Source organism: Paenarthrobacter sp. DKR-5 (assembly GCF_018531425.1).
Classification (GTDB): Bacteria; Actinomycetota; Actinomycetes; order Actinomycetales; family Micrococcaceae; genus DKR-5.
Genome location: NZ_JAHBOI010000001.1, coordinates 550517 through 575559 on the forward strand (window position 1 = coordinate 550517; position 25043 = coordinate 575559).

General features: G+C 71.3%; 25 protein-coding genes. 18 read left to right on the forward strand and 7 right to left on the reverse strand.

The features are described 5' to 3' along the window. Positions 1-69: 69 nt before the first annotated feature. The 7 genes from KIH31_RS02735 to KIH31_RS02765 are packed head-to-tail and all read left to right on the forward strand — an operon-like array spanning position 70 to position 6787. Positions 70-657 (forward strand): HAD-IIIA family hydrolase, encoded by a 588-nt coding sequence (locus KIH31_RS02735; RefSeq protein ID WP_214425504.1) that lies wholly within the window; start codon positions 70-72, stop codon positions 655-657. After that, the gene (locus tag KIH31_RS02740) at positions 654-1712 is read left to right on the forward strand and encodes a glycosyltransferase family 9 protein (RefSeq protein ID WP_214425505.1); all 1059 of its coding nucleotides are present in this window, start codon (positions 654-656) and stop codon (positions 1710-1712) included. Before KIH31_RS02735 ends, KIH31_RS02740 begins: the two co-directional genes overlap by 4 nt. After that, on the forward strand, positions 1709-2707 hold the full coding sequence (locus tag KIH31_RS02745; protein WP_214425506.1) for a glycosyltransferase: 999 nt from the start codon (positions 1709-1711) through the stop codon (positions 2705-2707). Before KIH31_RS02740 ends, KIH31_RS02745 begins: the two co-directional genes overlap by 4 nt. Further along, complete coding sequence (locus KIH31_RS02750) at positions 2704-4008, forward strand: glycosyltransferase (RefSeq protein ID WP_214425507.1); 1305 nt, start codon at positions 2704-2706, stop codon at positions 4006-4008. Before KIH31_RS02745 ends, KIH31_RS02750 begins: the two co-directional genes overlap by 4 nt. Next, positions 4005-4649: an SIS domain-containing protein gene (locus KIH31_RS02755; protein ID WP_214425508.1), complete on the forward strand. Its 645-nt coding sequence runs from the start codon at positions 4005-4007 to the stop codon at positions 4647-4649. Before KIH31_RS02750 ends, KIH31_RS02755 begins: the two co-directional genes overlap by 4 nt. Next, a complete protein-coding gene (gene rfaE2, locus KIH31_RS02760) occupies positions 4646-6034 on the forward strand; it encodes a D-glycero-beta-D-manno-heptose 1-phosphate adenylyltransferase (RefSeq protein ID WP_214425509.1) in 1389 nt (462 codons plus the stop codon). The genes KIH31_RS02755 and rfaE2 (KIH31_RS02760) overlap by 4 nt, the downstream gene beginning before the upstream one ends. A 54-nt stretch (positions 6035-6088) precedes the next feature. After that, positions 6089-6787, forward strand: coding sequence for an SDR family oxidoreductase (locus KIH31_RS02765; protein ID WP_214425510.1), 699 nt, complete (start codon positions 6089-6091; stop codon positions 6785-6787). On the opposite strand, the gene KIH31_RS02770 is transcribed toward KIH31_RS02765, so the two are convergent. Beyond that, complete coding sequence (locus KIH31_RS02770) at positions 6776-7912, reverse strand: glycosyltransferase family 9 protein (protein WP_214425511.1); 1137 nt, start codon at positions 7910-7912, stop codon at positions 6776-6778. The genes KIH31_RS02765 and KIH31_RS02770 overlap by 12 nt on opposite strands. Positions 7913-8053: 141 nt before the next feature. Between KIH31_RS02770 and KIH31_RS02775 the strand changes: the two genes are divergently transcribed. The 4 genes from KIH31_RS02775 to KIH31_RS02790 are packed head-to-tail and all read left to right on the forward strand — an operon-like array spanning position 8054 to position 12126. Then, positions 8054-9475 carry an aldehyde dehydrogenase gene (locus KIH31_RS02775; protein ID WP_214425512.1) on the forward strand — a complete coding sequence of 474 codons (1422 nt, stop codon included), beginning with the start codon at positions 8054-8056 and terminating at the stop codon, positions 9473-9475. Further along, positions 9472-11046, forward strand: coding sequence for a D-glycero-beta-D-manno-heptose 1-phosphate adenylyltransferase (gene rfaE2 / locus KIH31_RS02780; RefSeq protein WP_214425513.1), 1575 nt, complete (start codon positions 9472-9474; stop codon positions 11044-11046). The genes KIH31_RS02775 and rfaE2 (KIH31_RS02780) overlap by 4 nt, the downstream gene beginning before the upstream one ends. Beyond that, the gene (locus tag KIH31_RS02785) at positions 11043-11939 is read left to right on the forward strand and encodes a glycosyltransferase family 2 protein (RefSeq protein ID WP_214425514.1); all 897 of its coding nucleotides are present in this window, start codon (positions 11043-11045) and stop codon (positions 11937-11939) included. The genes rfaE2 (KIH31_RS02780) and KIH31_RS02785 overlap by 4 nt, the downstream gene beginning before the upstream one ends. Next, entirely contained in the window at positions 11932-12126 is a 195-nt protein-coding gene (locus tag KIH31_RS02790; protein ID WP_214425515.1) for a DUF2795 domain-containing protein, read from the forward strand. Before KIH31_RS02785 ends, KIH31_RS02790 begins: the two co-directional genes overlap by 8 nt. Positions 12127-12129: 3 nt before the next feature. Here the strand turns inward: KIH31_RS02790 and KIH31_RS02795 are convergent, their stop codons facing one another. Together KIH31_RS02795 and KIH31_RS02800 are read right to left on the reverse strand one after the other, a co-directional pair. Then, positions 12130-13386 (reverse strand): MFS transporter, encoded by a 1257-nt coding sequence (locus KIH31_RS02795; RefSeq protein ID WP_214425516.1) that lies wholly within the window; start codon positions 13384-13386, stop codon positions 12130-12132. Then, positions 13386-14066 carry a FadR/GntR family transcriptional regulator gene (locus KIH31_RS02800; protein WP_214425517.1) on the reverse strand — a complete coding sequence of 227 codons (681 nt, stop codon included), beginning with the start codon at positions 14064-14066 and terminating at the stop codon, positions 13386-13388. The genes KIH31_RS02795 and KIH31_RS02800 overlap by 1 nt, the downstream gene beginning before the upstream one ends. A 238-nt stretch (positions 14067-14304) precedes the next feature. Between KIH31_RS02800 and KIH31_RS02805 the strand changes: the two genes are divergently transcribed. From KIH31_RS02805 to KIH31_RS02830, 6 genes are all read left to right on the forward strand, one after another. Further along, positions 14305-17181, forward strand: coding sequence for an FAD-binding and (Fe-S)-binding domain-containing protein (locus KIH31_RS02805; RefSeq protein WP_214425518.1), 2877 nt, complete (start codon positions 14305-14307; stop codon positions 17179-17181). A gap of 101 nt (positions 17182-17282) precedes the next feature. Beyond that, positions 17283-18095, forward strand: coding sequence for a formate/nitrite transporter family protein (locus tag KIH31_RS02810; RefSeq protein ID WP_214425519.1), 813 nt, complete (start codon positions 17283-17285; stop codon positions 18093-18095). Between the two features lie 149 nt (positions 18096-18244). Then, positions 18245-19477 (forward strand): MFS transporter, encoded by a 1233-nt coding sequence (locus tag KIH31_RS02815; RefSeq protein WP_214425520.1) that lies wholly within the window; start codon positions 18245-18247, stop codon positions 19475-19477. A gap of 35 nt (positions 19478-19512) precedes the next feature. After that, positions 19513-19707 (forward strand): DUF6766 family protein, encoded by a 195-nt coding sequence (locus KIH31_RS02820; protein ID WP_214425521.1) that lies wholly within the window; start codon positions 19513-19515, stop codon positions 19705-19707. Between the two features lie 82 nt (positions 19708-19789). Beyond that, entirely contained in the window at positions 19790-20071 is a 282-nt protein-coding gene (locus KIH31_RS02825) for a hypothetical protein (protein ID WP_214425522.1), read from the forward strand. A 10-nt stretch (positions 20072-20081) separates the two neighbouring features. Beyond that, a complete protein-coding gene (locus KIH31_RS02830; RefSeq protein ID WP_214425523.1) occupies positions 20082-20582 on the forward strand; it encodes a DUF6328 family protein in 501 nt (166 codons plus the stop codon). On the opposite strand, the gene KIH31_RS02835 is transcribed toward KIH31_RS02830, so the two are convergent. After that, entirely contained in the window at positions 20579-21388 is an 810-nt protein-coding gene (locus tag KIH31_RS02835) for an SGNH/GDSL hydrolase family protein (RefSeq protein ID WP_214425524.1), read from the reverse strand. The genes KIH31_RS02830 and KIH31_RS02835 overlap by 4 nt on opposite strands. Before the next feature lie 191 nt (positions 21389-21579). Between KIH31_RS02835 and KIH31_RS02840 the strand changes: the two genes are divergently transcribed. Next, the gene (locus KIH31_RS02840; RefSeq protein WP_214425525.1) at positions 21580-21909 is read left to right on the forward strand and encodes a hypothetical protein; all 330 of its coding nucleotides are present in this window, start codon (positions 21580-21582) and stop codon (positions 21907-21909) included. 38 nt (positions 21910-21947) lie between these two features. On the opposite strand, the gene KIH31_RS02845 is transcribed toward KIH31_RS02840, so the two are convergent. The 3 genes from KIH31_RS02845 to KIH31_RS02855 all read right to left on the reverse strand — a co-directional run bounded on the left by KIH31_RS02845 (position 21948) and on the right by KIH31_RS02855 (position 25026). Then, a complete protein-coding gene (locus KIH31_RS02845; RefSeq protein WP_214425526.1) occupies positions 21948-23219 on the reverse strand; it encodes an MFS transporter in 1272 nt (423 codons plus the stop codon). Positions 23220-23299: 80 nt separating this feature from the next. After that, positions 23300-24574 carry an MFS transporter gene (locus KIH31_RS02850; RefSeq protein ID WP_214425527.1) on the reverse strand — a complete coding sequence of 425 codons (1275 nt, stop codon included), beginning with the start codon at positions 24572-24574 and terminating at the stop codon, positions 23300-23302. Continuing rightward, positions 24571-25026 carry a MarR family transcriptional regulator gene (locus KIH31_RS02855; protein WP_307857508.1) on the reverse strand — a complete coding sequence of 152 codons (456 nt, stop codon included), beginning with the start codon at positions 25024-25026 and terminating at the stop codon, positions 24571-24573. The genes KIH31_RS02850 and KIH31_RS02855 overlap by 4 nt, the downstream gene beginning before the upstream one ends. Between the last annotated feature and the right edge of the window lie 17 nt (positions 25027-25043).

The following is a 25043-nucleotide window of genomic DNA, read 5'->3' on the forward strand; positions in this document are numbered from 1 at the left end:
ACCGCCGCAAAGCCCGCCGTCCCGCAACCCGATGTTTATGATCAGCATACTGAGGGAACAGTTCTTCATATGGAAGCGCAAACCTCCCGCCCGCCCCTGGGCATGCTGTTCGATCGGGACGGCACGCTGGTCACCGATGTGCCGTACAACGGTGATCCTTCGCTGGTGAGCCCCCTCCCGGGCGCGAAGGAGGTGCTCGCCGCGCTGCGTGCCGCCGGCATCCCGACGGGAGTCGTGAGCAACCAGTCCGGCATCGCCCGCGGACTCCTCACCGCCGGACAGGTCGAGGCTGTCAACGCCCGGGTGGACCAGCTGCTGGGCCCTTTCGATGCCTGGTGCATCTGCCCGCACGGCCCCGACGACGGCTGCGAATGCCGCAAACCGAAGCCCGGCATGATCTTCCATGCGGCGCGCCAGCTGGATATCGCGCCCTGGGACCTGGCCCTGGTCGGCGACATCGGGGCCGACGTCGAGGCGGCCGCGGCAGCGGGCTGCAGGTCCGTGCTGGTTCCTACGGCGGTGACGCTCCCGCAGGAGGTCGCCGACGCGCCCGAGGTCGCGGCCGACCTCCGGGCAGCTGTGCTGGCGCTCTTCCCGGAGGGCACCGCCGTGCACCATCTTCTCGATGCGCCTGTCCCGGCCGAGGCGCGGCGATGAGCCGCCGCGTGCTGGTTGCCCGGCTCGACAGCCTCGGCGACGTTCTCGTCACCGGCCCTGCTGTGCGCGCCGTGGCCTCGGGCGCCGACGAGGTGGTCATGCTGTGCGGGCCCGAGGGCACCCCCGCCGCGGAAATGCTGCCCGGGGTCGACCGCGTCTTCACCTGGGCGGCGCCCTGGATTGTGGACCCGAGCCCGGCCGCCACCCCGAAGCATCTGGAGCCGCTGCAGGCCTTCCTGGCGGCAGAGCAGTTCGACCAGGCCGTCATTTTCACCTCGTTCCACCAGTCGCCGCTGCCCCTGGCCTTGCTGCTCCGGCTGGCCGGCGTGCCGCTGACGGCCGGCGCGTCGGTCGACTTCGCCGGCTCGCTGCTCGACGTCCGGCTCAAGCCCGGCGAGGACCTCCCCGAGGATCTGCCCGAGCCCGAGCGCGCGCTGGCCATCGCGGAGGCGGCAGGCTACGAGCTTCCCGCCGGCGACGACGGCCGGCTCGCCGTGCAGGCACCGCCCCCGCCGCCGGCCTCCGTCGGCGGCCAGCCGTATATCGCGGTCCATCCCGGCGCCTCGGTGCCGGCCCGGGAGTGGCCGGCGGCGCACCACGCGGCAGCGGTCGAGCTACTGGCGCAGGCAGGCCACCGCGTGGTCGTGACAGGCGGCCCCTCTGATGCCGGGCTCACGGCCCAAGTCGCCGGCAGGGCAGGGCTCGACCTGGGCGGCCGCACCGGCATGCGGACCTTGGCCGGCGTGCTGGCCGGAGCCGAGGTGGTCATCACCGGCAACACCGGCCCGGCGCACCTGGCCGCAGCCGTCGGCACTCCCGTGGTCAGCCTCTTCTCCCCCGTGGTGCCCGCGGTGCGGTGGGCACCGTACGGCGTGCGCAGGGAGCTGCTGGGCGACCAGGACGCGCCCTGCCGGAACACCAGGGCGCGCGTCTGCCCGGTGCCCGGCCATCCCTGCCTGGCCTCGGTCACGCCCCGGGAGGTGGTCGACGCCGTGGAGCGCATCCTTGCCGATCCGGGGCGCCCGGCTGCCCCCGAACGGAAGGCCCAGCGGTGAGGGTCCTGTTGTGGCATGTGCACGGAGGTTGGACCGACGCGTTCGTGCGGGGACCGCACGAATACCTGCTGCCGGTCGGCGGAGGCGGCGCCTGGGGGCTCGGCCGCGGCGGCCGGGACTGGCCGGCGAGCGCAGTCGAGGTTCCGCTGGAGCGCCTGCGCGACGCCGAACCGGACGTCGTCGTCCTGCAGCGCACGGAGGAACTCGCCGCCGTCGAGCGGCTGCTGGGACGGGTGCCGGGCCGGGACCTGCCCGCGGTCTTCCTGGAGCACAACACCCCCAAGGGCGACGTGCCCAACAGCGTGCACCCGCTGTCCGGCCAGTCGGAGATTCCCATCGTGCACGTCACCCACTTCAACGAGCTGTTCTGGGACAACGGCAGGGCGCCGACCACCGTCATCGAACACGGCATCGTCGATCCGGGCCCGCTGTACACCGGAGAACTCCGACAGCTGGGCGTGGTCGTGAATGAGCCGGTGCGCCGGTGGCGGGTCACCGGAACGGACCTGCTCCCGCGCTTTGCCGCCGCCGGAAGGCTTGAGGTGTTCGGCATGGGCGGGGACGGACTGGCCGGGAAGCTGGGGCTGGGCGAGCAGGAGCTCTCCATCGGAGGGGACCTGCCCACCGGCCTGCTGCACTCACGCCTGGCCCGGAACCGCGTGTACCTGCATCCGCTCCGCTGGACGTCCCTGGGGCTGTCGCTGCTGGAGGCCATGCACCTGGGGATGCCGGTCATCGCCCTTGACAGCACCGAGGCCCGCCGGGCGGTACCTCCCGAGGCAGGGGTCGTTTCCACCGACATCGAAGAACTGTGCCGCGCTGCCCGGCGGCTGCTCGAGGACCCTGACGAGGCGCGGAAGCGCGGCCAGGCGGCCCGCGAGACCGCCCTGCAGGGGTACGGCCTCAAACCGTTCCTGACCCGGTGGGACGACGTACTTGAGCACGCCCGCTCCCCGCGGGTGTTCCCCGCATCCACAGAAAGGAGGACGCAGTGAAAATCTCCATGGTTTCCGAACATGCCAGCCCGTTGGCCGCCCTGGGAGGGGTGGACGCAGGTGGCCAAAACGTCCATGTTGCGGCCCTCTCCACTGCGCTCGCGCGCCGCGGCCACGACGTAACCGTCTACACCCGCCGTGACAGCCCCGACCTTCCCCGGCGGGTGGAGGTCGCGCCCGGCGTCGCCGTGGTGCACGTCGACGCGGGCCCTGCCCGTCCCGTCCCGAAGGATGACCTGCTGCCGTACATGGGCGCCCTCGCCGACGGCATCGCCGCCGACTGGGGCTCCGCCCCGCCCGACTTGGTGCACAGCCACTTCTGGATGTCCGGCCTGGCCGCCCTCGACGCGGCCCGCCGGACCCCGGCCTGGGTGCCGGTGGTGCACACCTTCCACGCCCTCGGCACGGTGAAGCGCCGGCACCAGGGCAAGGAGGACACCAGCCCGGCGGACCGGACCTGGCTCGAGCCGTGGGTGGGCGCCAACGCGGACCGAGTCCTGGCGACCTGCTCTGACGAAGTGTTCGAGCTCAAGTCCATGGGGGTGCCGCCGGGCCGGATCGCTGTCGCTCCCTGCGGGGTCGACCTTGGGCTGTTCGAGCCCGTCGGACCCGCGGAGCCCCGGACACATACCTACCGGGTCGCCACCGTCGGACGGCTCGTGCAGCGCAAAGGCGTGGGGACCACCATCAGCGCGCTGGCACTGCTGGCGGACATGGGGCTGGACGACGTCGAACTGCTGATCGTCGGGGGCGCCGGTGCCGCCGAGGACCTGGCCGACGACCCCGAGGCGTGCAGGCTCCGGAAACTGGCGCAGGCGCTGGGCGTCGCGGACCGCGTCGTGCTGCGCGGCCAGGTGCCCCGGGATGAGATGCCGCAGGTGCTGCGCGGCGTCGACGCCGTGGTGTGCGCCCCTTGGTACGAGCCCTTCGGCATCGTCCCGCTGGAGGCGATGGCCTGCGGCGTCCCGGTGGTGGCAGCCGCGGTCGGCGGCCTGATCGATACCGTCGTCGACGGCGTAACCGGCGTGCACGTGCCGCCGCGGGACCCCGAAGCCATCGCCAGCGCGCTCGAACTGCTCCTCACCAAGCCCGAGCTGGCGCGCCGGTTCGGCGCCGCCGGCAGCAAACGCGTCCGGGCGCGGTATTCCTGGGACCGCGTCGCCGCCGACACCGAGAAGACCTATGCCTCCCTGCTGTACGGCCGCGCCTCCATGGCCTCCGGCACCCCGCGGCTGGACGTGGCGCGTGCGATGCGCAGCAGCGAGCCGCTGACCGGAGCCTCCGGAGGGTCGAACTCATGACCATTGAACACACTCTCGAAGGCGATCCGCGGCTCCCGGAGCCCGCAACCGTCGCGACGCCATCGTCCCGGGCGGTGACGGACCACTTGCGCAACGTCCTGCCCGCGCTGGCCAGTCTCCAGCGCGAGGCGTCCCACCTGGCTGCCTGGGGCGACGAGCTGGCCGAGCGCATGCTGCGGGGCCAGCGGCTGCTCGCGGCCGGAAACGGCGGCTCGGCGGCCGAAGCCCAGCACCTAACGGCCGAGCTCGTGGGCCGCTTCGACGGCGAACGCCGCCCGTTCTCGGCGATCGCGCTGCATGCGGACACGTCGGCCTTGACCGCCATCGGCAATGACTACGGGTTCGATGAACTCTTCGCCCGACAGGTGCACGGACACGCCCGCGCCGGCGACGTGCTGGTGCTGATGTCCACCAGCGGCCGCAGCCCGAACCTGCTGCGCGCCGCCGAGGCCGCCCGCGACGCAGGTGCGGTGAGCTGGGCGCTGACCGGGCCCGGTCCGAACCCGCTGTGCCGGGCCGTGGATGACTTCGTCACCGTCGAGGCACTCAACGCCAACGTGCAGGAAGCACACCTGATCGCCCTGCACGGCATCTGCCGGGCGTTTGACGCGGCAGTGGCCAGGGCGGAGGGCCAGAAATGAAACAGCCAACGATCGTGGTCGTCGGCGACGTCCTCCTCGACGTCGACCTCGGCGGGGAGGCCACCCGGCTGTGCCCCGACGCGCCCGTTCCGGTCGTGGACGTCTCCTCGGTTCAACGGCGTGCCGGCGGCGCAGGGCTCGTCGCGGCGATGCTGGCCGCCGACGACGTCGACGTGCGGCTGGTGACGGTGCTGTCCGACGACGAAAACTCCGAACTGCTGCGCGAGGCGCTGGCCGGCATCCCGCTCACCGCGGGACCCTCGGGCGCACCGACACCGGTCAAAACCCGGGTGCGCGCCCACGGCCAGCCCGTCGTCCGCTTCGACGAAGGCTGCGCCCCCGCGCCCCTTCCCAGGGTGACGGACGAGATGCTCGCGGCGCTCGCCGCAGCCGACGCCGTCATCGTCGCCGACTACGGGCGCGGCCTGCCCGCCAACCCCGAGCTGCGGTCCGCGCTGGAGAGCCTCACCGCGCGAGTCCCCGTGGTCTGGGACCCCCATCCGGCCGGCGCCGAACCCGTGGCCGGCGTCCGCGTGGCCACCCCGAACCAGGCGGAAGCGGGACGCGCTGCCGGTGCGGGCACCGCCGGACCCGACGACGCGGCAGTCGCCGCAGCGGCGCTGCTGAGCCGCTGGGGCAGCCTGAGCGTCGCCGTCACGCTCGGAGCGGACGGTGTGCTGCTCCTCGACGAGGGCGGTGCCGCGCCCCGTCTCCTGCCCGCCCCGAAGGTACCCGCCGGTGACACCTGCGGTGCCGGGGACCGGTTCGCCGCGACCCTCGCACTCGGCCTGGCAGCCGGCGCCGGCCTGGACGCCGCCGCGGGCGGAGCGGTGGAGGCGGCGGCGGCCTACCTCGCTGCCGGCGGAGTCAGCGCGCTGCGGCCGCCGGATGCGCTGCCCGGTCCGCAGCCCGCCGCGCTCACCAGCGACCGGGTGGATGCCCGGCGCCTGGTACGCCAGGTCCGGCAAACCGGAGGCTCGGTGATCGCCACCGGCGGTTGTTTCGACCTGCTCCACGCCGGGCATGTGCGGACGCTGGCAGCCGCACGGAAGCTCGGCGACTGCCTGATCGTCTGCCTCAACTCGGACTCCTCGGTCCGCCGGCTGAAGGGCCCGCAGCGCCCGATCATCGCCGAACACGACCGGGTCGAACTCCTGGAAGCCCTCGAATGCGTTGACGCCGTCGTGCTCTTCGATGAAGACACGCCGGAGGCCGTGCTCGAGTCCCTGCAGCCCGACGTCTGGGTCAAAGGCGGCGACTACTCCCCCGAGGACCTTCCGGAGGCCGCCCTGATGAAGAGTTGGGGCGGCCGGACCGTGACCGTCCCGTACCACCCGGCCCGCTCGACGACCGGCCTGGCCTCCGCACTCGCCCGCGTCGGCTGACCGCCGGCCGGCCCCTCCAGCCACCACAACCCGAAGAACGAGAGGAAGTTCCCCGTGAACCAGTCCCAAAACCCCCGCCGCATCCTGGTGACCGGCGGCGCGTCAGGCCTTGGCGCCGCCGTCGTCGAGGCAGCCCTCAAGGCAGGCGACCAGCCCATCGTGATTGACCTCGACACGAGCGCTGTCACCGGCGCCAAGGCATACCAGGCGGATGTCTCCGACACCGCTTCGGTCACCGCCGCGGTGACCGAAGCGGCCGAGGCTGCCGGAGGCCTCGACGCGGTCGTCACCGCAGCGGGCATCGACCGGTGCGGCAAACTCGAGGACGTCGCGGCCGAGCAGTGGGAGAAGGTGATCGGAGTGAACCTGCTGGGCACCGTCTCCGTCGTCCGCGCTGCACTCCCCTACCTGAAGCAAACGCACGGCCGTGTGGTCACCGTTGCCTCTTCCCTGGGCATCCGGGCGCTGCCGGAGGCTACCGCCTACTGCGCCTCGAAGTTCGCCGTGGTCGGGTTCAGCCGCTCGCTGGCCGCCGAAACGAAGGGCGAGATCGGAGTGACCACCCTGATCCCGGCCGGCATGAAGACGCATTTCTTCGACGACCGGGACGAGAAGTACAAGCCGCAGGACGATTCCCGGCTCAACGATCCCGCCCGCGTGGCCGAGGCTGTGCTGTTCGCCCTTTCACAGCCCCGCGGCTGTGAAGTGCGCGAACTCGTCATTTGCCATGAGGAAGAGGATTCATGGCCGTAGGCCCTCCAGCAGGGCTTTGGCATCCTCGTAGACCGGTCCCGGCTGGATGGCCGCAACGAACGAGTCGTCGTGCTCGCACCGTTCGGCCGTCCAGCCCACCTGCGTCACGTCCACCCCGCAGACCGGGCATTCGCTCTGCCACGACATCTGCAACCGGTGGCGTGCGCGGCTCAAAGGCCCGGCGTTGACCACGTTGCCGAACCAATAGACACCGACCGTAGCGGCTCCCACGGCCTGGGCCAGATGCCGGGGGCCGCTGTCATTGCCCACCACGACATCGCAGCGGGCAAGCAGCCCGGCGAGCCCGCCCAGGTCCAGCCTCCCGGCGGTGCTCGTCACCAGGGAGGCCCCCGGATTGCCGGCGCCATTGACCCGCGCCAGGATCTCTTCTGCCGCTTCCTCATCCGACCGGTCGCCGACCACCAGCACCTGGTAACCGTCTGCTGCCAGCCGCCCGGCTACGTCCGCGAAGTGCCGTGCGGGCCACCGGCGGCGGGGATCCGTCGCGCCCGGATGGATGCCGACCACCCCTTTGACGCCGTCGAGCAGGAACCGGGCCGCGGCAGCGCGTTCCGCCGCAGTGGTTTCCAGCACCGGCTCCAGCATGGCCGCAGGGGCGCCGGCAAGGGACACCACCTCGAGCGCCCGCAGGACTTCGTGCTGGTAATAGACGTAATCGAGATTGCGTTCCAGCGGTTCCGCGTCCGGTGTCCGGCAACCGACGGAGTGGGTGGCCCCCAGTTCCTTGACGAACGGGTTTGAGAACCTGCCCCCGCCGTGCAGCTGCACGGCCAGATCGAAACGGTTCCCCCGCATCCGGGCGAGGAACTCCCGCACCGCTGCCGGGTCCTCCGCGACGCCGCCCGGTGCGGGCCGGACTCCCTCCGCGAACGGCAGCACCTCAACCGTGCTGACCGGGCCCGGCCTGCCGTCAAGCAGGGCCGCATGCAAGGGCGTGCCCAGCAGCGTGATGTCGGCTCCTGGGTAGGCAGCGGCCAGCGAGTGGATGGCCGGGACCGCGAAGATCAGGTCCCCCAGGCCGCCGCCGCGAAGCACGGCGATGCGCCGGACCCCGTCGAACACAGGTGCGGGAACCCCCAGGGCCGGAACAGGTGTGCCGTGCATGATCCTCCTTCCCCGGGCCGGGCCCGGACCTCATCCCACTCTATTTTCCGCGGCCGCTCTGTGTAAGCACCTCCCGCAGTGGGTACGGACAAGTCAGAACGCAAAACAAACGTCAGTGCCGAGGCCACCGTGAGGAGCCCCATGACCACCACCACCGATCCGAGCACCATTGCCGCCCCCGCGAACGCCGACGGCGGCTCCATCAGCATCTTCGATCCCTCCGACGGGAGCCTGGTGGGGACGGTGGCCGCAGCCGGCCCGGAAGAAGTGGCGAACGCGGTCGGGCGTGCCCGTGCAGCGGCGCCGGACTGGGCTGCCACCTCCCCGCAGGATCGCGGCACCCTGTTGAAGCAGGCTGCCCGCGCACTGGCCGCCCGCGCCGGGGAACTGGCCGAGTGGAACCAGCGGGAGACTGGCAAACTCCTCGAGGAGGCCCTCGGGGGCGTCCTCGCCGGGGTCGCCACACTGGAGCAGTACGCCGAGCTCGGGCCGGTGCACCGCGGCCGCAGCCTGCGCGGGGCGCCCACGGCAACCGACTACACCGTGGCCGGGCCCCGCGGGGTGGTCGCGGCCGTGACACCCTGGAACGACCCGGTGGCAGTGGCCTGCGGCCTGCTCGGGGCGGCAGTGGTTACCGGAAATACTGTCGTGCACAAGCCCAGTGAAAGGTGCCCGCACACCGGGGCCCTGCTCGGCAGTGTCCTCGCCTCCGCGCTGCCTGAGAATATCCTGGTCACCGTGACCGGCGGCGCGTCCGCCGGCGCGAGCCTGGCTGCGGGTGACGTCGACGTCGTCGCCCACGTCGGCTCCAGCGCGACCGGAGCAGCGATCCACCGCGCCTGCGCGCAAACAGGCGCCCACACCGTGCTCGAGAACGGCGGCAACGACCCGTTGCTGGTCGACGGCGACGTCGACCCCGCCTGGGCAGCCGGCCAGGCGGCGCTCGGCGCGTTCGCCAACACCGGCCAGATCTGCACCTCGGTGGAACGCATCTACGTGCACGAGGCGGTTGCCACGGACTTCATTGCGGCGCTGGAGACTGAGGCACGCCAGCGAAACGAGACCGGCTCGCTGGGCCCGCTGGTGGACGAGCGGCACCGGGCAGCCGTGCACGCCCACGTCGCCGACGCCGTGTCCGCCGGCGCCAGGGCGACGGTCGGGGGGACGGTCCCCGACCGGCCGGGCACGTGGTACCCGGCCACCGTGCTGCTGGACTGCACCGAGGACATGGACGCCATGCGCGAGGAAACCTTCGGCCCGGTGGCCCCGGTCCGGGTCGTCGAGAGTTTCGAGGAAGGACTGCGCCTGGCCGCTGCCGGGCGCTACGGGCTGGCTGCTACGGTGCTCACGGGCAGCCTGGCCCACGCCCAGCAGGCCGTGGCCGCGCTCCCGGTGGGAACGGTCAAGGTCAACCATGTCTTCGGCGGAGCCCCCGGCGGCTCGGCCCAGCCCCGCGGAGCAAGCGGCCGCGGGTTCGGGTACGGACCGGAACTGCTGGACGAGATGACCACTGTCAAAGTGGTGCACCTGGAGGCTCCCGGTGGCGGGACGGCAGCGCCGTGAGCGGCGAAAACCTTGCCGGGCTGCGCGCCCTTACCGCCGATGTGCCGGGCCGGCTGGCCGCGCTCGCACCCCGGGTCGCCGTCGTCGGGGACGTGATGCTGGACGGCTGGTGGGCCGGCACCGTCGACAGGATGTGCCGGGAGGCTCCGGCCCCGATCGTGGACCTCAAGCGCCGCGACTTCGCCCCCGGCGGCGCCGCCAACACCGCCATGAACCTCGCCGCGATGGGCGCCCAGGTCAGTCTCGTGGGAATCGTGGGCCGCGACGAAGCGGGCACGACGCTGCGCAGCCTCTTGGACGCCGCCGGCGTCGACACTTCGGGTCTGATCGAGCACCCCGCTGCGCGGACCGTGACCAAGTACCGCATCATCAGCGGCGATCAGGTGATGATGCGGCTTGACGACGGCGGCGATGCGCCGGTTCCGGAGGAGGCCGCCCACGCCCTGGCCCGCGCCGCCGCTGCAGCAGCGGCGCGCGCCAATGCCGTCGTCGTCTGCGATTACGGATCCGGCGCTTTGGCACGCGGGACCGCCGATGCCCTGCGTGCGGCGCGGCGGCCGGAGCGGGGCGCTCCCGGGCTCCTCATCGTTGACGCCCACGACCCGCGCCCCTGGGCCGCGCTTCGGCCTGACCTCGTCACGCCCAACGCGGCCGAAGCGGCCACCGCCCTCAATCTCCCGGCCCAGACCTTCACGACGGGCCCCCGGCGCGCGGAAACAGTGCGCGGGCACGGCCCGGCGCTCCTGCAGGCGACCGGCGCGGAAGCCGCCGTCATCACGCTCGACAGGGACGGCACGGTGCTGCTCCCGCGCGCGGCCTCCCCGCACCGGACCTGGGCGCGTCCGGCCTCGGAAAAACAGGCCTCCGGCGCCGGGGACACGTTCGTCGCCGCGCTGACCATGTCCCGGGCGTGCGGCCTGCCGCTGACCACCAGCCTGGACCTTGCCCAGGCAGCGGCGGACATCGTGGTGCAGCGCTTCGGCACTTCGGTCTGCTCCCGGGAGGACCTCGCCGCGCACCTTGGCAGCTTCAGCGACAGGGCGGTGGAGCACGCCGAACTCGCCCGCAGGATCGCGGCCGACCGTGCCGCGGGACGTCGCATTGTGCTGACCAACGGCTGCTTCGATGTGCTGCACCGCGGCCACACCAGCTACCTCAACCAGGCCAAGCAGCTCGGCGACGTCCTCATCGTGGCGGTCAACGGAGACGAGTCCGTCCGCCGGCTCAAGGGGCCCGGGCGGCCGATCAATCCGGCCACGGACCGTGCCGGCGTGCTCGCCGCGCTCAGCTGCGTCGACTACGTCACCGTCTTCGACACGGACACTCCCATCCCGCTGCTGGAAGCCCTCCGCCCGGACGTCTACGCCAAGGGAGGGGACTACACCGCGCAGATGCTTGAGGAGAGCGAGACGGTGTTCGGCTACGGCGGCGAAGTCCGCATCCTCGACTACGTGCCCGAGCGGTCCACCACAGCGGTAGTGGACCGGATCCGCCGCGGCGACGGGCCCGCAGCTCCGTCGCCGGAACGCCCGGCCGGAGACCCCGCACCGCTGCCGGGAGGCGGGCCGTGAGCAGGCGCTGGTCCGGGGACTGGGGCCGTGAGGCGGCGGCCCTGCCGGCCGCGGTGGACGTCCTGGTCCCGACCCGGAACAGGCCGGCCGAACTAGCCGTCACGCTCGCGGGGCTGGCGGCCCAGGACGAGCCCGATTTCGCCGTCGTCGTCAGCGACCAGTCCGACGGGACGCCCGGCTGGGAGCACCCGGCGGCAATGGCAATGGTCCGCGTGCTCCGCGCCGAGGGGCGACAGGTACGGCTCGAGCAGCATCTGCCCCGCCGCGGGCTGGCCGAGCACCGGGCCTACCTGCTGGGGCTGGCCTCGGCGGAGGCCGTGCTCTTCCTCGACGACGACGTCTGGCTCGAACCCGGCGCACTCGAGCGGCTTCACGCAGCCCTCGACGAGCTGGGCTGCGGTTTCGTCGGCTCGGCCGTCCAGGGGCTGTCCTACCTCGGCGACGACCGCCCGCAGGAGCGCGCCGGCTTCGAGCCGTGGGAGGGCCCGGTGCAGCCCGAGCGCGTGCGCCGCGGCTCGGAAGCTTTCGACAGGCACCGCTTGCACAACGCCGCCAACCCCACGCATCTGGCCGCCGGGACCGATCTGCGGCCAGGCCAGTGGCTGCCGTACAAGATCTCCTGGTTGGGCGGCTGCGTCCTCTACGACCGGCAGGCGCTGCTGGAGTGCGGCGGCTTCGACTTCTGGGACCAACTGCCGGCCCAGCACTCCGGGGAGGACGTCGCCACCCAGTGGCGGGTGCTCGAACGGTTCGGCGGCGCGGGCATCCTGCCGTCGGGAGCGGTCCATCTCGAGGCGCCGACGACCGTGCCGGACCGTCCCGTGGACGCCTTCGACGTGATTCTTCCCTCCACCGACGAGGGAATCCCCAAGGAAAGGAAAGACAGTGAGTGACACACCCAACCCCATCCAGCTGCAGAAGTTCCTCGGCGGCATCGACTACCCGGCAGGCAAGGACGAGCTGGTCAAGAAGGCCGAGGAGTCCGGCGCGGACGAGAATGTGCTCAACGCGCTGCGGAACCTGCCGGACAAGAAGTTTGAGGGACCAACCGGCGTCAGCGAGGCCGTCGCCGGCGGCTGACCGCTACCGCCCCTGCCGTTCCTCCCCGACGAACCGGTCTCGGCCGGCACGGAACCCGAAGACGGCCCCCAGCACTCCCACCAGCAGGAACATCGCCCCGGCGGCAGTGAAGGAACCGGTGGAGCTATGCAGCTGCGCCACCAGCAGGGTGCCGGAGGACCCTAAGCCGTAGCCCACGCCCTGCATCATGCCGGAGAGGCGGGCGGCGACATGGCTGTCCCGTGTCCGCAGCACGATCATGGTGAGGGCGACGGCGGTCAGGGCGCCCTGGCCCACGCCGAGCATCCCGGTCCACACCCAGATCCCGGACATCGGACCGAAGATGCTCAGCGCGAAGCCCGTGCCCGTCAGCAGCGCCACAAACGCATTGATGAAGCGCTGGCGGCGCATCCGGACCGCTAGCGCCGGGCCCACGAAGGAACCGGCCATCTGCAGCACGATGCACACGGCCACGATCACCCCGGCCGTGCCGCCGTCGACGCCGCGCTCACGCAGGATCGGCGCCAGCCAGGCAAAAACGCTGAAGGACATCATGGACTGGAACACCATGAACAGGGTCACCTGCCAGGCGGTGCCCGAACGCCAGACGCTCGGTCCGGCGTGGGCCACTGCCCGGCGCTCGTGCTGCTGGCGGACCGCGGCCGGCGCCCACAGCAGCGCGACGAGCGCCGCGGGGAACGCCCAGAACAGCAGGGAGAACTGCCAGGAACCGGAGAGCTCGAACAGCGGGTGGGTGAAGCCGGCGCCCATGGCGGCAGCCGCACAGATCGCCATCGTGTAGAGGCCGCTCATCAGGCCCAGCCGGTGGTGGAAGTCCCGCTTCACCAGTCCCGGCAGCAGCACGTTCACGACGGCGATCGCCGCGCCGCTGGCGAAGGTGCCCGCCAGCAGCGCCGGTACCGCGCCGATGCCGCGGACGGCGAGCCCGGCCGTGAGCAGCAGCATGGCTCCGAGGATCACCCGTTCGGCCCCGAACCGCCTCGCCAGCGCCGGAGCCGCGGGCGCGAAGATCCCCAGGAACGTCACCGGGACCGTGGTCAGCACTGTGACGAGCAGCGGGCTCAGGCCGCTGTCGGCGCGGATCTCGGTGAGCACCGCCGAGAAGCTGGAGAACACGGTGCGCAGGTTCAGCCCGATCAGCACGATGCAGACCGCGACGTAGATGAGCCCGCGGCGGCCGCCAAGCCGGGTGGAGTCGGGCGCGGGCACTTCCTCGTCTTCGACGTCGACCAGCAGGTCCACGTTGTTGCGGGCCGCCATCAGCCCTGGTCTCCCAGCGCCTGGAGCATCGGGGCCATGAACCGCCGGACGGCGGCATCAGCATCGTCCGGATTTCCCGCGGCGATGGCGTCCACCAGGCCGAGATGCTCGGCCAGATCCGGCTCCGGCACCTCCACGCCAAGGGTCGAGGCGATGGTCTGCTGGATCGCGTCCGCGAGGAACCGGTAGGTCGCGGCCAGCGCCGGGTTGTGCGAGGCGGCGACGATGCCCTGGTGGAAGCGGAAGTCCGCGGCCACGAAGCTGTCGTGGTCCTCGGACCGGCCGGAATAGACGCCGCGCTCACCCAGCAGGGAGCGCAGCTTCTGCAGCTCCCCGGGCTCCGCGCGCACAGCTGCCAGCCGCGCCGCCTGCGCTTCCAGGGCGCAGCGGACCTCGAACTGGTCCCGGAGCGCGCTGCGCCGGATCCGCCGGCCCGTTTCAGCGGCGTCGACGGTGCCGCTGACGAAGGTCCCCGCTCCCTGGCGCACAGCCAGCAGCCCGGAGGCCGCGAGCGCAGCCACGGACTGGCGCACGGTGCCCTTGCTCACCCCGAACCGCTCGGCGAGGGCGGCCTCCACGGGCAGCTTGGCCCCCACCTTCCAGGTCCCGGCCGCCAGTTCGGCGCGCAGGCCCTCGGTTACGGCGTCGACCAGCGACACCCTCCGGACGGTCTGCTCCACGGCGCTCCTCCCCGGGCCACCCCGGGCCACCCCGGGCCACCCCGGGATAAAGATTGAATGATTGAATGAATTGTTCCCGGCGCAGATCACGGCGTCAAGAGCCGGCCCTGGCGGCGGCCGGGCCGCCGGGACCGGCCGAGCGGCCGGTTGTGGCGGCTTCGCGGGCGCCGAGGCCGCCGCAACTGGCCGCTCGCGGGGCAGGAACCCCGCCGGGCGGGCGCGTGGCTACACTGCAAAGGTGCAGACCAACACCCGTGAGGCCGGCAGCGCCGAAGCTGCGGAACTTGCCCGCCGGCTCAGCCGTGCCGGCGTCCGACACGTCGAATCCTCGGAGCTCTACCGCTCCCTCTACTCCGCCGACGCGTCGATCTACCGGGTGCGGCCGCAGGCCGTCTTCTTTCCGCACGACGCCGGCGAGGTCCTCGCCGCGCTTGAGGTCTGCCGCGAACTCGGGGTCCCGCTGACCGCCCGCGGTGCCGGCACCTCGATCGCCGGCAACGCCGTCGGCCCCGGCCTGGTGATGGACTCCAGCCGGCACTTCAACCGGTTGCTCGAACTCGATCCGGAGGCGGGCACCGCCGTCGTCGAACCCGGGCTGGTCCAGGTCGACCTGCAGCGTGCCGCCCTCCCGCACGGGCTGCGGTTCGGCCCGGATCCGTCCACGCACAATCGGGCCACGCTCGGCGGGATGATCGGCAACAATGCGTGCGGCAACCGTGCCATGGGCTACGGGCGCACCAGTGACAACGTGCTTTCCCTCGACGTCGTCACGGGAACCGGCGAGCGCCTGCGCGCCGGCACCGGACAGCAGGCCAGCCCGCTGCTCGACGGACTCGAACGGCTCATCGCCGGGAACCTGGGGACTGTGCGCACCGAGTTCGGGCGTTTCGGACGGCAGGTCAGCGGGTACTCCCTCGAGCATCTGCTGCCGGAGAACAAGTTCAACCTGGCCGGCACCCTCGTCGGCTCCGAAGGCACCCTGGCTGTCACCCTCGGCGCCACCGTGCGGCTGGTGCGGGACGCCCCGGTCCGGCTGCTGGTCGTCCTGGGCTACCCGTCCATGGCAGATGCCGCCGACGCCGTGCCCACCGTGCTCCCGTTCCGCCCGATCGCCTGCGAGGGCCTGGACTCGCGGATCACCGACGTCGTCGCCCGCAAATTCGGTTCGTCCGCGCTGCCGCCGCTGCCGCGCGGAGGCGGCTGGCTGATGGTCGAGCTAGCCGGCGACTCGCTCAATGCCCTCACCGCGGAAGCAGCACGGCTGGCCGCGGACACCGCCCCGCTCGACTTCCTCGTCCTCACCGACCCTGCCGCCATGGCACGGCTCTGGCGCATCCGCGAGGACGGCGCGGGCCTGTCCGCCCGGACGGCCGCCGGGCACCCGGCGCACGCGGGTTGGGAGGACTCGGCCGTGCCGCCGGAGAACCTTGGCCGCTACCTGCGGGAGCTGGATGCGCTGCTCGACGGCTACGGCCTGACCGGGCTGCCCTATGGGCACTTCGGCGACGGCTGCCTGCACATCCGCCTCGACTTCCCGTTCGAGCGGCCCGGCGGCACCGGCGTGTTCCACGACTTCCTGCTCGACGCCGGCCGCCTCGCTGCCCGGCACGGCGGCTCCATGTCCGGCGAGCACGGCGACGGGCGTGCCCGCAGCGAACTGCTGCCGCTGATGTACAGCCCCGCGGCGCTGGAGCTGTTCGGCGCCGTCAAGGAGCTCTTCGACCCGCAGGACCTGCTGAACCCGGGCGTGATCGTGCGGCCCGCACCGGCCACGGCGGACCTCATCCCGGCAGCCGCTCGTCCGGTCACCCGCCGCTCCCTGCCCTTGGGATTCGGCTACCACGACGACGACGGCGACCTCTCCAAAGCGGTGCACCGCTGCACCGGCGTCGGCCGCTGCCGGGTGACGACGGGCAACGCCGGGGTGATGTGCCCCTCGTTCCAGGCCACACGGGACGAAAAAGACTCCACCCGGGGCCGCGCCCGGGTGCTGCAGGACGTGGTGACCGGCAACCTGGGCCCGGACGGCTGGCGGTCCGAGGCGCTCCACGACGCCCTGGATCTGTGCCTGTCCTGCAAGGGCTGCGCCTCCGACTGCCCGACCGGGGTGGACATGGCGCTCTACAAGTCCGAGGCGCTGCACCAGAAGTACCGGGGCCGGCTCCGCCCGCTCGGCCACTACGCCATGGGCTGGCTGCCCCGCTGGCTCTCGCTCGCCTCATCAGGCCCGGCCGCCCGGCTGGCGAACGCCGTACTGGGCTCGCGCCTGCTGCACCCGCTGCTCACGGCAGCAGCCGGCATCGACCGGCGGCGCCCGCTGCCCGTGCCGGCAATCCGGACCCTCCGTGCCTGGTTCGAAGGCCGAGCCGCCCCGAAGCCGGCCCCCGACGCACCCGAGGCCGTGCTTTTCGTGGACACGTTCACCAACGCGTTCTCCCCTGAGGTCGGGCGCGCCGCAGTGGCTGTCCTTGAGGACGCCGGCTACCGCGTCAGTATCACCGGCCGGGACGTCTGCTGCGGAATCACCTGGATCACCACCGGGCAGCTCGATGAGGCGCGGCGGCGGCTTGCACGCTCCGCCCGGGAACTGGCCGCCCACGCCGCCCGCGGCGCCGTCGTCGTGGGCCTGGAACCGTCCTGCACGGCCGTGCTGCGCGGGGACGCCCTGCACCTGCTGGAGGACAACGACCTGGCCAACGCCCGCGCCGCGTCCGCGGCCACCCGGACCCTGGCCGAAGCACTCCGGGAGGCGCCGGCCTGGCAGCCGCCGGACCTGGCCGGCTACGCCGCCGTCGCCCAGCCGCACTGCCACCACCACGCTGTGCTGGGCTGGGAGCCGGACCGTCAGCTGCTCGCCGACGCCGGCGCGGAGGTGACCAGAGTCCCTGGCTGCTGCGGCATCGCCGGCAACTTCGGCATGGAGAAGGGGCACCACGATGTTTCGGTCGCCGTCGCCGAAGTGAACCTGCTGCCGGCGCTGGCCGCTGCCCCCGACGCCGATGTCCTCGCCGACGGCTTCGGGTGCCGCACCCAGCTGGACCACCTCACCGACCGGCAGGGGCGGCACCTGGCGCAGCTGCTGGCCGACGCCAAGGGGCTCGACGCCGGCGCCTGAGGCGGCACGGCAGCATGGCGGTGCGCGGCGCTGCGGCGCTAGATTGGACTCTCCGCCGCAATGACCGCAGCGGCGGAGAGTCCGACGCGGAAGGCTGAGGCATGAGCGACGAGGACCGCCGACGGCAGCTCGGCAGCAACGACGCGCCCGTCGAGGAGGAAATCGAGCAGTCGTTCGACCGGATCGTGGCCGAAGGGGCGCAGCGCCTGCACCGCACCTGGCGCTCGGTGCTCATCACCGGGTTCTTCGGCGGCCTGGAAGTCGGGCTCGGCGTCATGGCCTACCTCGCCGTCGAGCACGGCACCGGCAACAAGCTCCTGGCCGGACTCGCCTTCGGCATCGGGTTCATTGCCCTCCTGCTGGCCAAGAGCGAGCTGTTCACGGAGGGGTTCCTGGTGCCCATCACCGCGGTGGCGGCACGGGAGGCGCGCCTGGGGCAGCTCGTCAAACTATGGACGGGGACGCTGGCGGCGAACCTGGTCGGCGGCTGGTGCTTCATGTGGCTGGTCATGCAGGCCTTCCCCGAATGGGGCCCCGCCGTGATCGAATCCGCCCGTCACTTCGCACTGGCACCGCCCACCCTTCAGTCCCTGTGCCTGGCCGCCCTCGGCGGTAGCACGATCACCCTCATGACGCGCATGCAGCAGGGGACGGAATCGGTTCCCGCCAAGATCGTTGCCGCCGTCGCCGGAGGCTTCCTGCTCTCGGGGCTGCCGCTGTTCCATTCCGTGCTGGATTCCCTGCTGATCTTCGGCGGCCTGCTGGCGGGTGCGCCCTTCGGCTACGCGCAGTGGCTGGGCTGGTTCGCCTACACCGCCGTTTTCAACGTGCTGGGGGGCTTGCTGCTGGTGACTGCGCTCCGGCTGCTCCGCAGCAAGGAGCTGCTCCACGAACGGCGCGCCGGCTCCTCCTGACGCGGGCGGCATCAGCGGGCGGCACCGCGGCCGCGTCACGGCCGTGAGCAGGGGGCGTCATCCGGGGACGGCGGGACAGGCTGCTGGTAACGTTGCGCGAAAACGATTTCCCCGGTCCGTGCACCGGTTCTCCCTCCCAGGTCAGGCGCATGAGTAGAAGAACCCGAGAAGATCCGCTCCCGCTGCCCGCGCTGGTGACGCTCGCCGCCGTCGGCTTCACGGCGATCACCACCGAGCTGCTCCCGTCGGGCCTGCTCCCCCAAATCGGCCAGGGTTTCGGCGTGAGCGAAGCCGAGGTGGGCCACCTCACGGCCGGTTATGCCCTGGTGATCGTCGTCAGCGTGATCCCGCTGACCAAGTTCCTGGGCAGGGTTCCCCGCAAGGCCCTGCTTTTCGCACTCATCCTGATGTTTGCGCTCAGCAACGTCCTCATCGGCGTCAGCCCCAGCTTTCCACTGGCCCTCACCGCCCGGCTGGTCGGCGGCGTCGCGCACGGACTTCTTTGGTCCACCATGGCACCGTTCGTTGCGCGCATCGTGCCGGCGCGGAAGATGGGCCGCTCGATGGCGATCGTCTTCAGCGGCAACAATCTCGGGCTGGCGATCGGGGCACCGGTCGGCACAGCACTGGGAACCTTTCTTGGCTGGCGCGCCTCGTTCATCCTGCTCGCGGCCGCCGGAGGCCTCCTGGCCCTGCTGGCCCTGTGGCTGCTGCCGGCCGTCCCGGCGGGGGAAGCCTCCGAGCGCCCCTCGGTCCGCAAAGCGATCCGCCAGCCCGGGGTGAAGACGGTCGTGACGGCGTGGCCGCTGCTGCTGCTGGCGCGTTTCTCCCTCTTTACCTATATCGCCCCGTTCGTCATCGCGGCCGGGCTTCCCGCCTACACCATCGGCCTCTCCCTGTCGGTCCTGGGCATCGCCGGCCTGCTGGGGATCTGGCTTGCCGGCTTGTCCGTGGACAGGAGGCCGCGCCGCTCGATGCTGATTGCGACGTCGGTCATCCTCGTGTGCTACCTGCTGCTGCCCGTGGCCGGCCGGAACCTGGCCACGGCTTTGGTGCTCCTGTGCCTGTGGGGCGCCGGACTGGGAGCGGCGGGAATCTACAACCAGTCGGCCATCCTCCTGGCCGGGGACAAGCAGCGCGACGCGGCGAACAGCCTGATGGTGCTGACTACCCAGCTGGGCATCGCCGTGGGAGCCACGTACGGCGGGTTCGCGCTCAACGGCGTGGGGGCACTGCTCATCCCGCTGGCGGCGGCTGTGCCGTCGGCGGTCGCCCTGGCCATGGTGGTCGCCGGCCGCAGGGCGGGCTATCCCGCAGGGCCGGGCGAAAAGCGCCAAAGCGGCAAACCCGCCCCCGCGGAACCGGCACGCGACGCCGGGTAGGCGCAGGGCCGCGCAGGGAGTCGGAGGTCCTCCAGATGGGCACGTACGTCGTGCTCACCGCGGGGCGCCGCCGCCTACAGCGACGAGCAGGCAGCGCATGGCCAGCCGCCCGTGACGGTCTGGCAGTACCTCTCGTGGCGCTGCTCGTTCTCGGTTCTGTCTACCTGCGCCAACGCGGCTCGGCCAAGTCCAAACCGGTGACCGCGTCCAACCGCGAGACCGGCGCGTGAGGCCTGCCCCCTGTACTATGGGGAATCACACCAGGGCTTAAGACGCTAGGTCCATCAGTGGCGAAAGAATTGAGTGCTCCCGATGGAAAATGTTGAGAACCCGATGGACGGTCTCGAAAAGGACATTTGGCTTGCGGCTGCTGAAGTCGAGCAGCGCCAGTTCGCGTTGGATGAGGCGACGTTGACGTTGCGCAACACCGTCCTCCAGGCGCTGGATGCCGGCGCGGATATCACCACAGTCGCGGAGGCCGCCGGAGTCACTCCGTCGGATCTGGTCTCCACGGTCGGCTCCGCGGACCCGGTGCTGCCCGCCGTGGCGCCGGAGGGCGCCAGCGAGGGCGACGACGCCTCCCTGGTTTCCTAGTTCGGACGGCATGGCAAGCAAGGACGGGGAAGCCGTCGTCGGGGACGGCCGTGAGGAGACCGACGCCGAGCGGGCGGACCGGAACTGGAATGAGCTGCTGCAGGAGATGCGGGTCATGCAGACGGGCACCCAGATCCTGGCGGCTTTCCTGTTCACGCTGCCGTTCCAGCAGCGCTTCACCAGCCTCGACGACGTGCAGCGGACGGGCTACCTGGTACTCGTCGCCCTCGCCGCGGCAGTAACCGCCCTGATCCTGACGCCGATCAGCCTGCACCGGTTCCTGTTCCGGCACGGGCTCAAGAAACGGCTGGTGGACAACAGCACCTGGTTCGTCCGGGCCGGATTGGCGGGCGTGGCCCTCCTCGTTGCCGGCACGGCGGCCCTCGTGTTCGACATTGTGCTGGGCAGGACGGCTGGCACGGTGGTTCTGGTTGCCCTGCTGGCGCTCGTCTTCTCGCTGTGGTTCGCCTACCCGAAGCTCGTCGAGCGCCGCGGGCGGGAAGAGCGCTAGCCCGCCTCCGTCCGGCGCCATGCAACGAGTTTCTTCAGGCCGCCCTTCGGCGGCACCCGGACCGGCGCCGGCCAGCGCGGCGGCAGGTTGTCCCCCAGGGTGACGCCGCGCAGCTTGCGGCCAAACATGGGCAGCACCCATTCCCTGGCCCATTCCCTGTTTTCCCGCAGCACCTGGCGCAGCGGCCGCGGCTCCAGCGGCCCGAGGTCCTTCGGCGTGAGGGAATGCCCGACGTCGAGCAGGTCCAGCACCCGGGCCGCCAGGTAGCGATGCCCTGCCTTGGACATGTGCAGCCGGTCCGGCCCCCACATGCGTCGGTCGCGGTAGGCGTCGAACGCCCAATAGTCCACCAGCAGCGCCCCGTGCCGCAGCGCTGCCGCGCGGACCCGCTCGTTGTAGTAGGCGTTGCGACGCCTGAACGGCGTCAGCAGCGGGGACACGTTCACATCGAAACCGGTGAACAGCAGTAGTGTCGCGCCGGTCGCGGCGAGCCGGGCGACGGCGTCGTCGTAGCTGTCCATCAGCCGTTCCATGTCGGTGCGCAGGTCCAGGATGTCGTTGCCGCCGGCGTAGAAGGAGACCAGGGTGGGGCCCATCGCCTCGGCTGGCTCAAGCTGGTCCGCCACGATCTGGCGCAGACGCTTGCTGCGCACGGCAAGGTTGGCGTACTCCCAGCCTGGCTCCGCGCGGGCCAGCCGCTCAGCTACTCTGTCGGCCCAGCCGCGCACGCCGTTGGGAAGCTTCCGGCTCGGGTCACCCACCCCTTCGGTGAAGGAGTCCCCGAGTGCCACGTAAAGTCCTGCCATGGTTCCACGCTAGGGGCGGCGGACAACGTACCGGCGAACGGCAGGTGAACAGGCCCACGGTGGCGTCGGATGGGTTATACCACAGGGTGTTATCCCTGTCACGGAAATCGTCCCCAGAGGAGCCCGCGAGATAAAATCGTTACCGGAAGCAACGGTGCTGCTGACCTAGAACGACTCTCACGGAGGTACCGGTGCGTATCCGGCAAATGCATGTAGGCGAAGACATCCTGCTGGCCCGCCACGGGCAACGCATCGAACGGCTCAGGCTGGACCGCCGCACCAATTCCATGTTCGCAACCCTCACGGACGGCAGCTGGGACTTCGCCTCCAACGTGATCCTGCCGCCCGCAGCGGCCGCCGACGACTCCGTCTTCAGCGCCTCCGACGCCAGGATCCTCGTCCGCCTGATCCTCGGCTGGGTCGCCTTCAGCGCCCTCCTGATGATCGTCGGTTTCTATGTTGCCAGCTCGGTGAAGGACCCGTCGCTGCTGGACTCCTCCCTGATGTACAGCGCGTACTGACCGTTCCCGGCACAGCGGACCCCGGCTAGCGGACCCAGCTAGCGGACCCCTTTGATCTTGTAGACGAACACAGCGCCCAACAGGCCGACGACACCGGCCACCACGTACAGCGTGATGTAACCGCCCAGCAGCACCAGAGGAGCGGCCAGCGCCGGTGCCACCACCTGCGGCAGCGAATTGGCCACGTTGATCACGCCGAGGTCCCGGGCGCGGCTGCCGGCGTGCGGCAGCACCTCGGTGAGAAGCGCAAAGTCCACCGCCAAATACGCTCCGAACCCTATGCCGAGGACCGCCGCGGCAATGAGCGCCGCGGGCCAGGTCTGGAACAGCCCGAGGGTGAGCGCAGCCAGCGCAATGATCGTTGACGACGCCGCCACCAGCGGCTTGCGGCGGCCCATTCTGTCGCTCCACGGCCCGCCAAGGACTGCCGTGATAATCACCATGACCGCGTACAGCCCGGTCAGGACCAGGACCCCGGTGGCCGGCTGGTCGTAGTGGACGGCGTCCTGGAGGTAGAAGAACAGGTACAGCGTCACCATGTGGTTCCCGAGGTTGACCAGGAACCGGGTCAACCAGGCCCAGCCGAAGTCCGGGTAGCGCCGGGGACTGATGTAGAACCCCCGCAGGAAACGGCCCGGGCTGAACGGCTCAACCGCCGCACACGGCAGCCTGCCGTCCTGGCTCCGCAGCGCGTACGGCACCACGCTCAGCCCCAGCACCGCGGCGCTGATGAGATAACCGGCCACGAACCCGCCGGCCGCTGCGGCGATCACCGCCCCCAGAAGCACGCCCGCCGTCTGGCCCATCGCAGCCAGGCCGCCGACCGACCCGCGCTGGCGGCGAGGTACTTGGTCCGGGACGGCCGCGGTAATGGCGGCGTAGGCGGCATTACACCCGGCCTGCACCAGGCACCACAGCAGCGTCATCAGGGCTACGCCGGGTGCCCCGGCGAGGGCGATGAGCGCGGCCGCGCCGACGCCCGTGCCGCCGACAACCCAAGGTACGCGGCGCCCCCAGGCCGACGTCGTCCGGTCACTGAACGCGCCGAAGAGCGGATTGGCGACCAGGGACACAGCGGCGCCGAAGCCGGTGACGAGTGCCAGGATGGCTTCCTTGTGCCCCGGGTCGAATTGCTGCGCCTGTTGCGCGAGCATGACCTGCAGGGGCCCGAAGAAGGCGGCATTGATCCCAAGGTTCACCAACACGACGCCGATGATCCAGCGCGACCGGACCGGTGAGTGGGGTTCGGCGTCCGGAGCCGCACTGGAGGGAATACCGCCGGGCGCGGACGCCGGATCGGAAATGGCCACGCCTCCCCCTTCGATGACGCAGACACCGGTGCGCCTGCCGTGCTGCAAGGCTACTGCGTCACACCGACAAACACCGGGGATCAGGCGGTGCTTCGGCGCGTGAAGCGGCCGACGGAAACCCGGGTCACCGTCCGCACCTGGTCCCGCAGCCCGACGCCATTGCGCCGATTGACCGCGACCACCGCCGCCAACCCGGCGACCAGGACAATGGCGCCTCCAAGCCCCACAGCCCAGCGGGGGCCCAGGGCGGTGCCGATCCAGCCGATCAGCGGCGCCCCGATCGGCGTGCCGCCCTGCATGATCGCCATGTACAACGCCAGGACGCGGCCACGCATCGCCGGCTCCACCGACAGCTGAATGCTGGTGTTGGCGGCGTTCATGAAGGTCAGCGATGTTAGGCCGACCAGTACCAGCGAGACCGCGTACAGCAGGTAGCTCGGCATCAGGCAGGCCACCAGGGTGAAGATTCCGAACCCGATGGCGCCCCCGAGCACATAGCGCAGCCGGGTGCCTTGGCGGCGGGCGGCGAGGAACGCGGCTGCGAGGGTCCCAATCGCCATGATCGAGCCGAGCAGGCCGTACTCGCCGGGGCCCTTGCCGAAGACGCTGGTCGCCATCAGCGCGTTCGTCACCTGGAAGTTGAGCCCGAAGGTGCCGACGACGCCGACCAGCACCAGGATCAGCACCAGGTCCGGGCGGCCCTTGACGTAGCGGACGCCCTCCCGGAGCTGGCCCTTGCCGCGCGGCACCCGGGTAGTGGGCCGGAGCTCGGCCTCGCGCATCCCGAGCAGAGAGAGGATGACGGCGGCGAAGCTGGCGGCGTTGAGCAGGAACACAGGGCCCGTTCCGATCCAGGCGATCAGCAGGCCCGCCACGCCCGGACCGGCCAGGCGCGCCATGTTGAAGGAAGCGCTGTTGAGCGCCACGGCGTTGGGCACGTCGTCGCGCGGCACCACCTCGGAGACGAACGCCTGGCGGGAGGGTGCGTCGATCGCGCTGGCGACGCCGAGCGCGAGGGCGAGCAGGTAGACGTGCCAGAGCTGCACCGCATTGGTCACGACGAGCAGGCCGAGGACCAGTGCGGTCAGGCCCATCGCGGTCTGGGTCCAGAGCAGCAGGCGGCGCTTGGTGACCCTGTCTCCCAGCAGTCCGGCGTAGGGGCCCAGGAAGAGAATCGGCAGGAACTGCAGCCCGGTGGCAATGCCGACCGCTGTGCCGGAGTGGTTGGTGAGCACGGTGAGCACGAGCCAGTCCTGCGCGACCCGCTGCATCCAGGTGCCGATGTTGGAGACGAGCGCTCCGCTGACCCAGAGCCGGTAGTTGTAGATCTGCAGCGCGCGGAAGGTCCGCCTCATTTGGCGCTCATCCGCTGCAGGATGGCCGTGGCCTCGCGCAGGGTGTCCTGCTCGTCCGGCGGCAGGGCCGCGAGGCGCTCGGCGAGCCATTCCGTGCGGCGCGTCCGCGCGTCGTCGAGCGTCTGCCGGCCGTCCTTGCTCAGATGGACCAGCACCTGGCGGCCGTCGGTCGGGTGTTCGGACCGGGTGACGAAGCCCAGCTCAGCCAGCGCGTTCACGATCCGGGTCATCGAAGGCGCCTGGACGTGCTCACGGTCCGCCAGCTGCCGGAGCGTCAGCGGCCCCTGCTGGCTCAGACCGGCGAGCACCGAGTACTGGCCGGGGGTGACGGCGTCACCGCTGGCTTCCACCCGCAGCTTCCGTGACATGCGCATGACGGCGATGCGGAGTTCGACGGCGAGGGCGGGCACTCCGCCTTCGGCAGGTATCAGGGTTTCAAGGGCAGCATCCACAAGTACTTAGCATAAGT

Coding starts and splice junctions, on each gene's coding strand:
- KIH31_RS02815 (WP_214425520.1), top strand. CDS start 18,245: ATGAGTAGAAGAACCCGAGAAGATCCGCTCCCGCTGCCCGCGCTGGTG.
- rfaE2 (WP_214425509.1), top strand. CDS start 4,646: ATGAAACAGCCAACGATCGTGGTCGTCGGCGACGTCCTCCTCGACGTC.
- KIH31_RS02825 (WP_214425522.1), top strand. CDS start 19,790: ATGGAAAATGTTGAGAACCCGATGGACGGTCTCGAAAAGGACATTTGG.
- KIH31_RS02775 (WP_214425512.1), top strand. CDS start 8,054: ATGACCACCACCACCGATCCGAGCACCATTGCCGCCCCCGCGAACGCC.
- KIH31_RS02735 (WP_214425504.1), top strand. CDS start 70: ATGGAAGCGCAAACCTCCCGCCCGCCCCTGGGCATGCTGTTCGATCGG.
- KIH31_RS02740 (WP_214425505.1), top strand. CDS start 654: ATGAGCCGCCGCGTGCTGGTTGCCCGGCTCGACAGCCTCGGCGACGTT.
- KIH31_RS02770 (WP_214425511.1), bottom strand. CDS start 7,912: ATGCACGGCACACCTGTTCCGGCCCTGGGGGTTCCCGCACCTGTGTTC.
- KIH31_RS02820 (WP_214425521.1), top strand. CDS start 19,513: ATGGGCACGTACGTCGTGCTCACCGCGGGGCGCCGCCGCCTACAGCGA.
- KIH31_RS02850 (WP_214425527.1), bottom strand. CDS start 24,574: ATGAGGCGGACCTTCCGCGCGCTGCAGATCTACAACTACCGGCTCTGG.
- KIH31_RS02835 (WP_214425524.1), bottom strand. CDS start 21,388: ATGGCAGGACTTTACGTGGCACTCGGGGACTCCTTCACCGAAGGGGTG.
- KIH31_RS02810 (WP_214425519.1), top strand. CDS start 17,283: ATGAGCGACGAGGACCGCCGACGGCAGCTCGGCAGCAACGACGCGCCC.
- KIH31_RS02830 (WP_214425523.1), top strand. CDS start 20,082: ATGGCAAGCAAGGACGGGGAAGCCGTCGTCGGGGACGGCCGTGAGGAG.
- KIH31_RS02755 (WP_214425508.1), top strand. CDS start 4,005: ATGACCATTGAACACACTCTCGAAGGCGATCCGCGGCTCCCGGAGCCC.
- KIH31_RS02795 (WP_214425516.1), bottom strand. CDS start 13,386: ATGGCGGCCCGCAACAACGTGGACCTGCTGGTCGACGTCGAAGACGAG.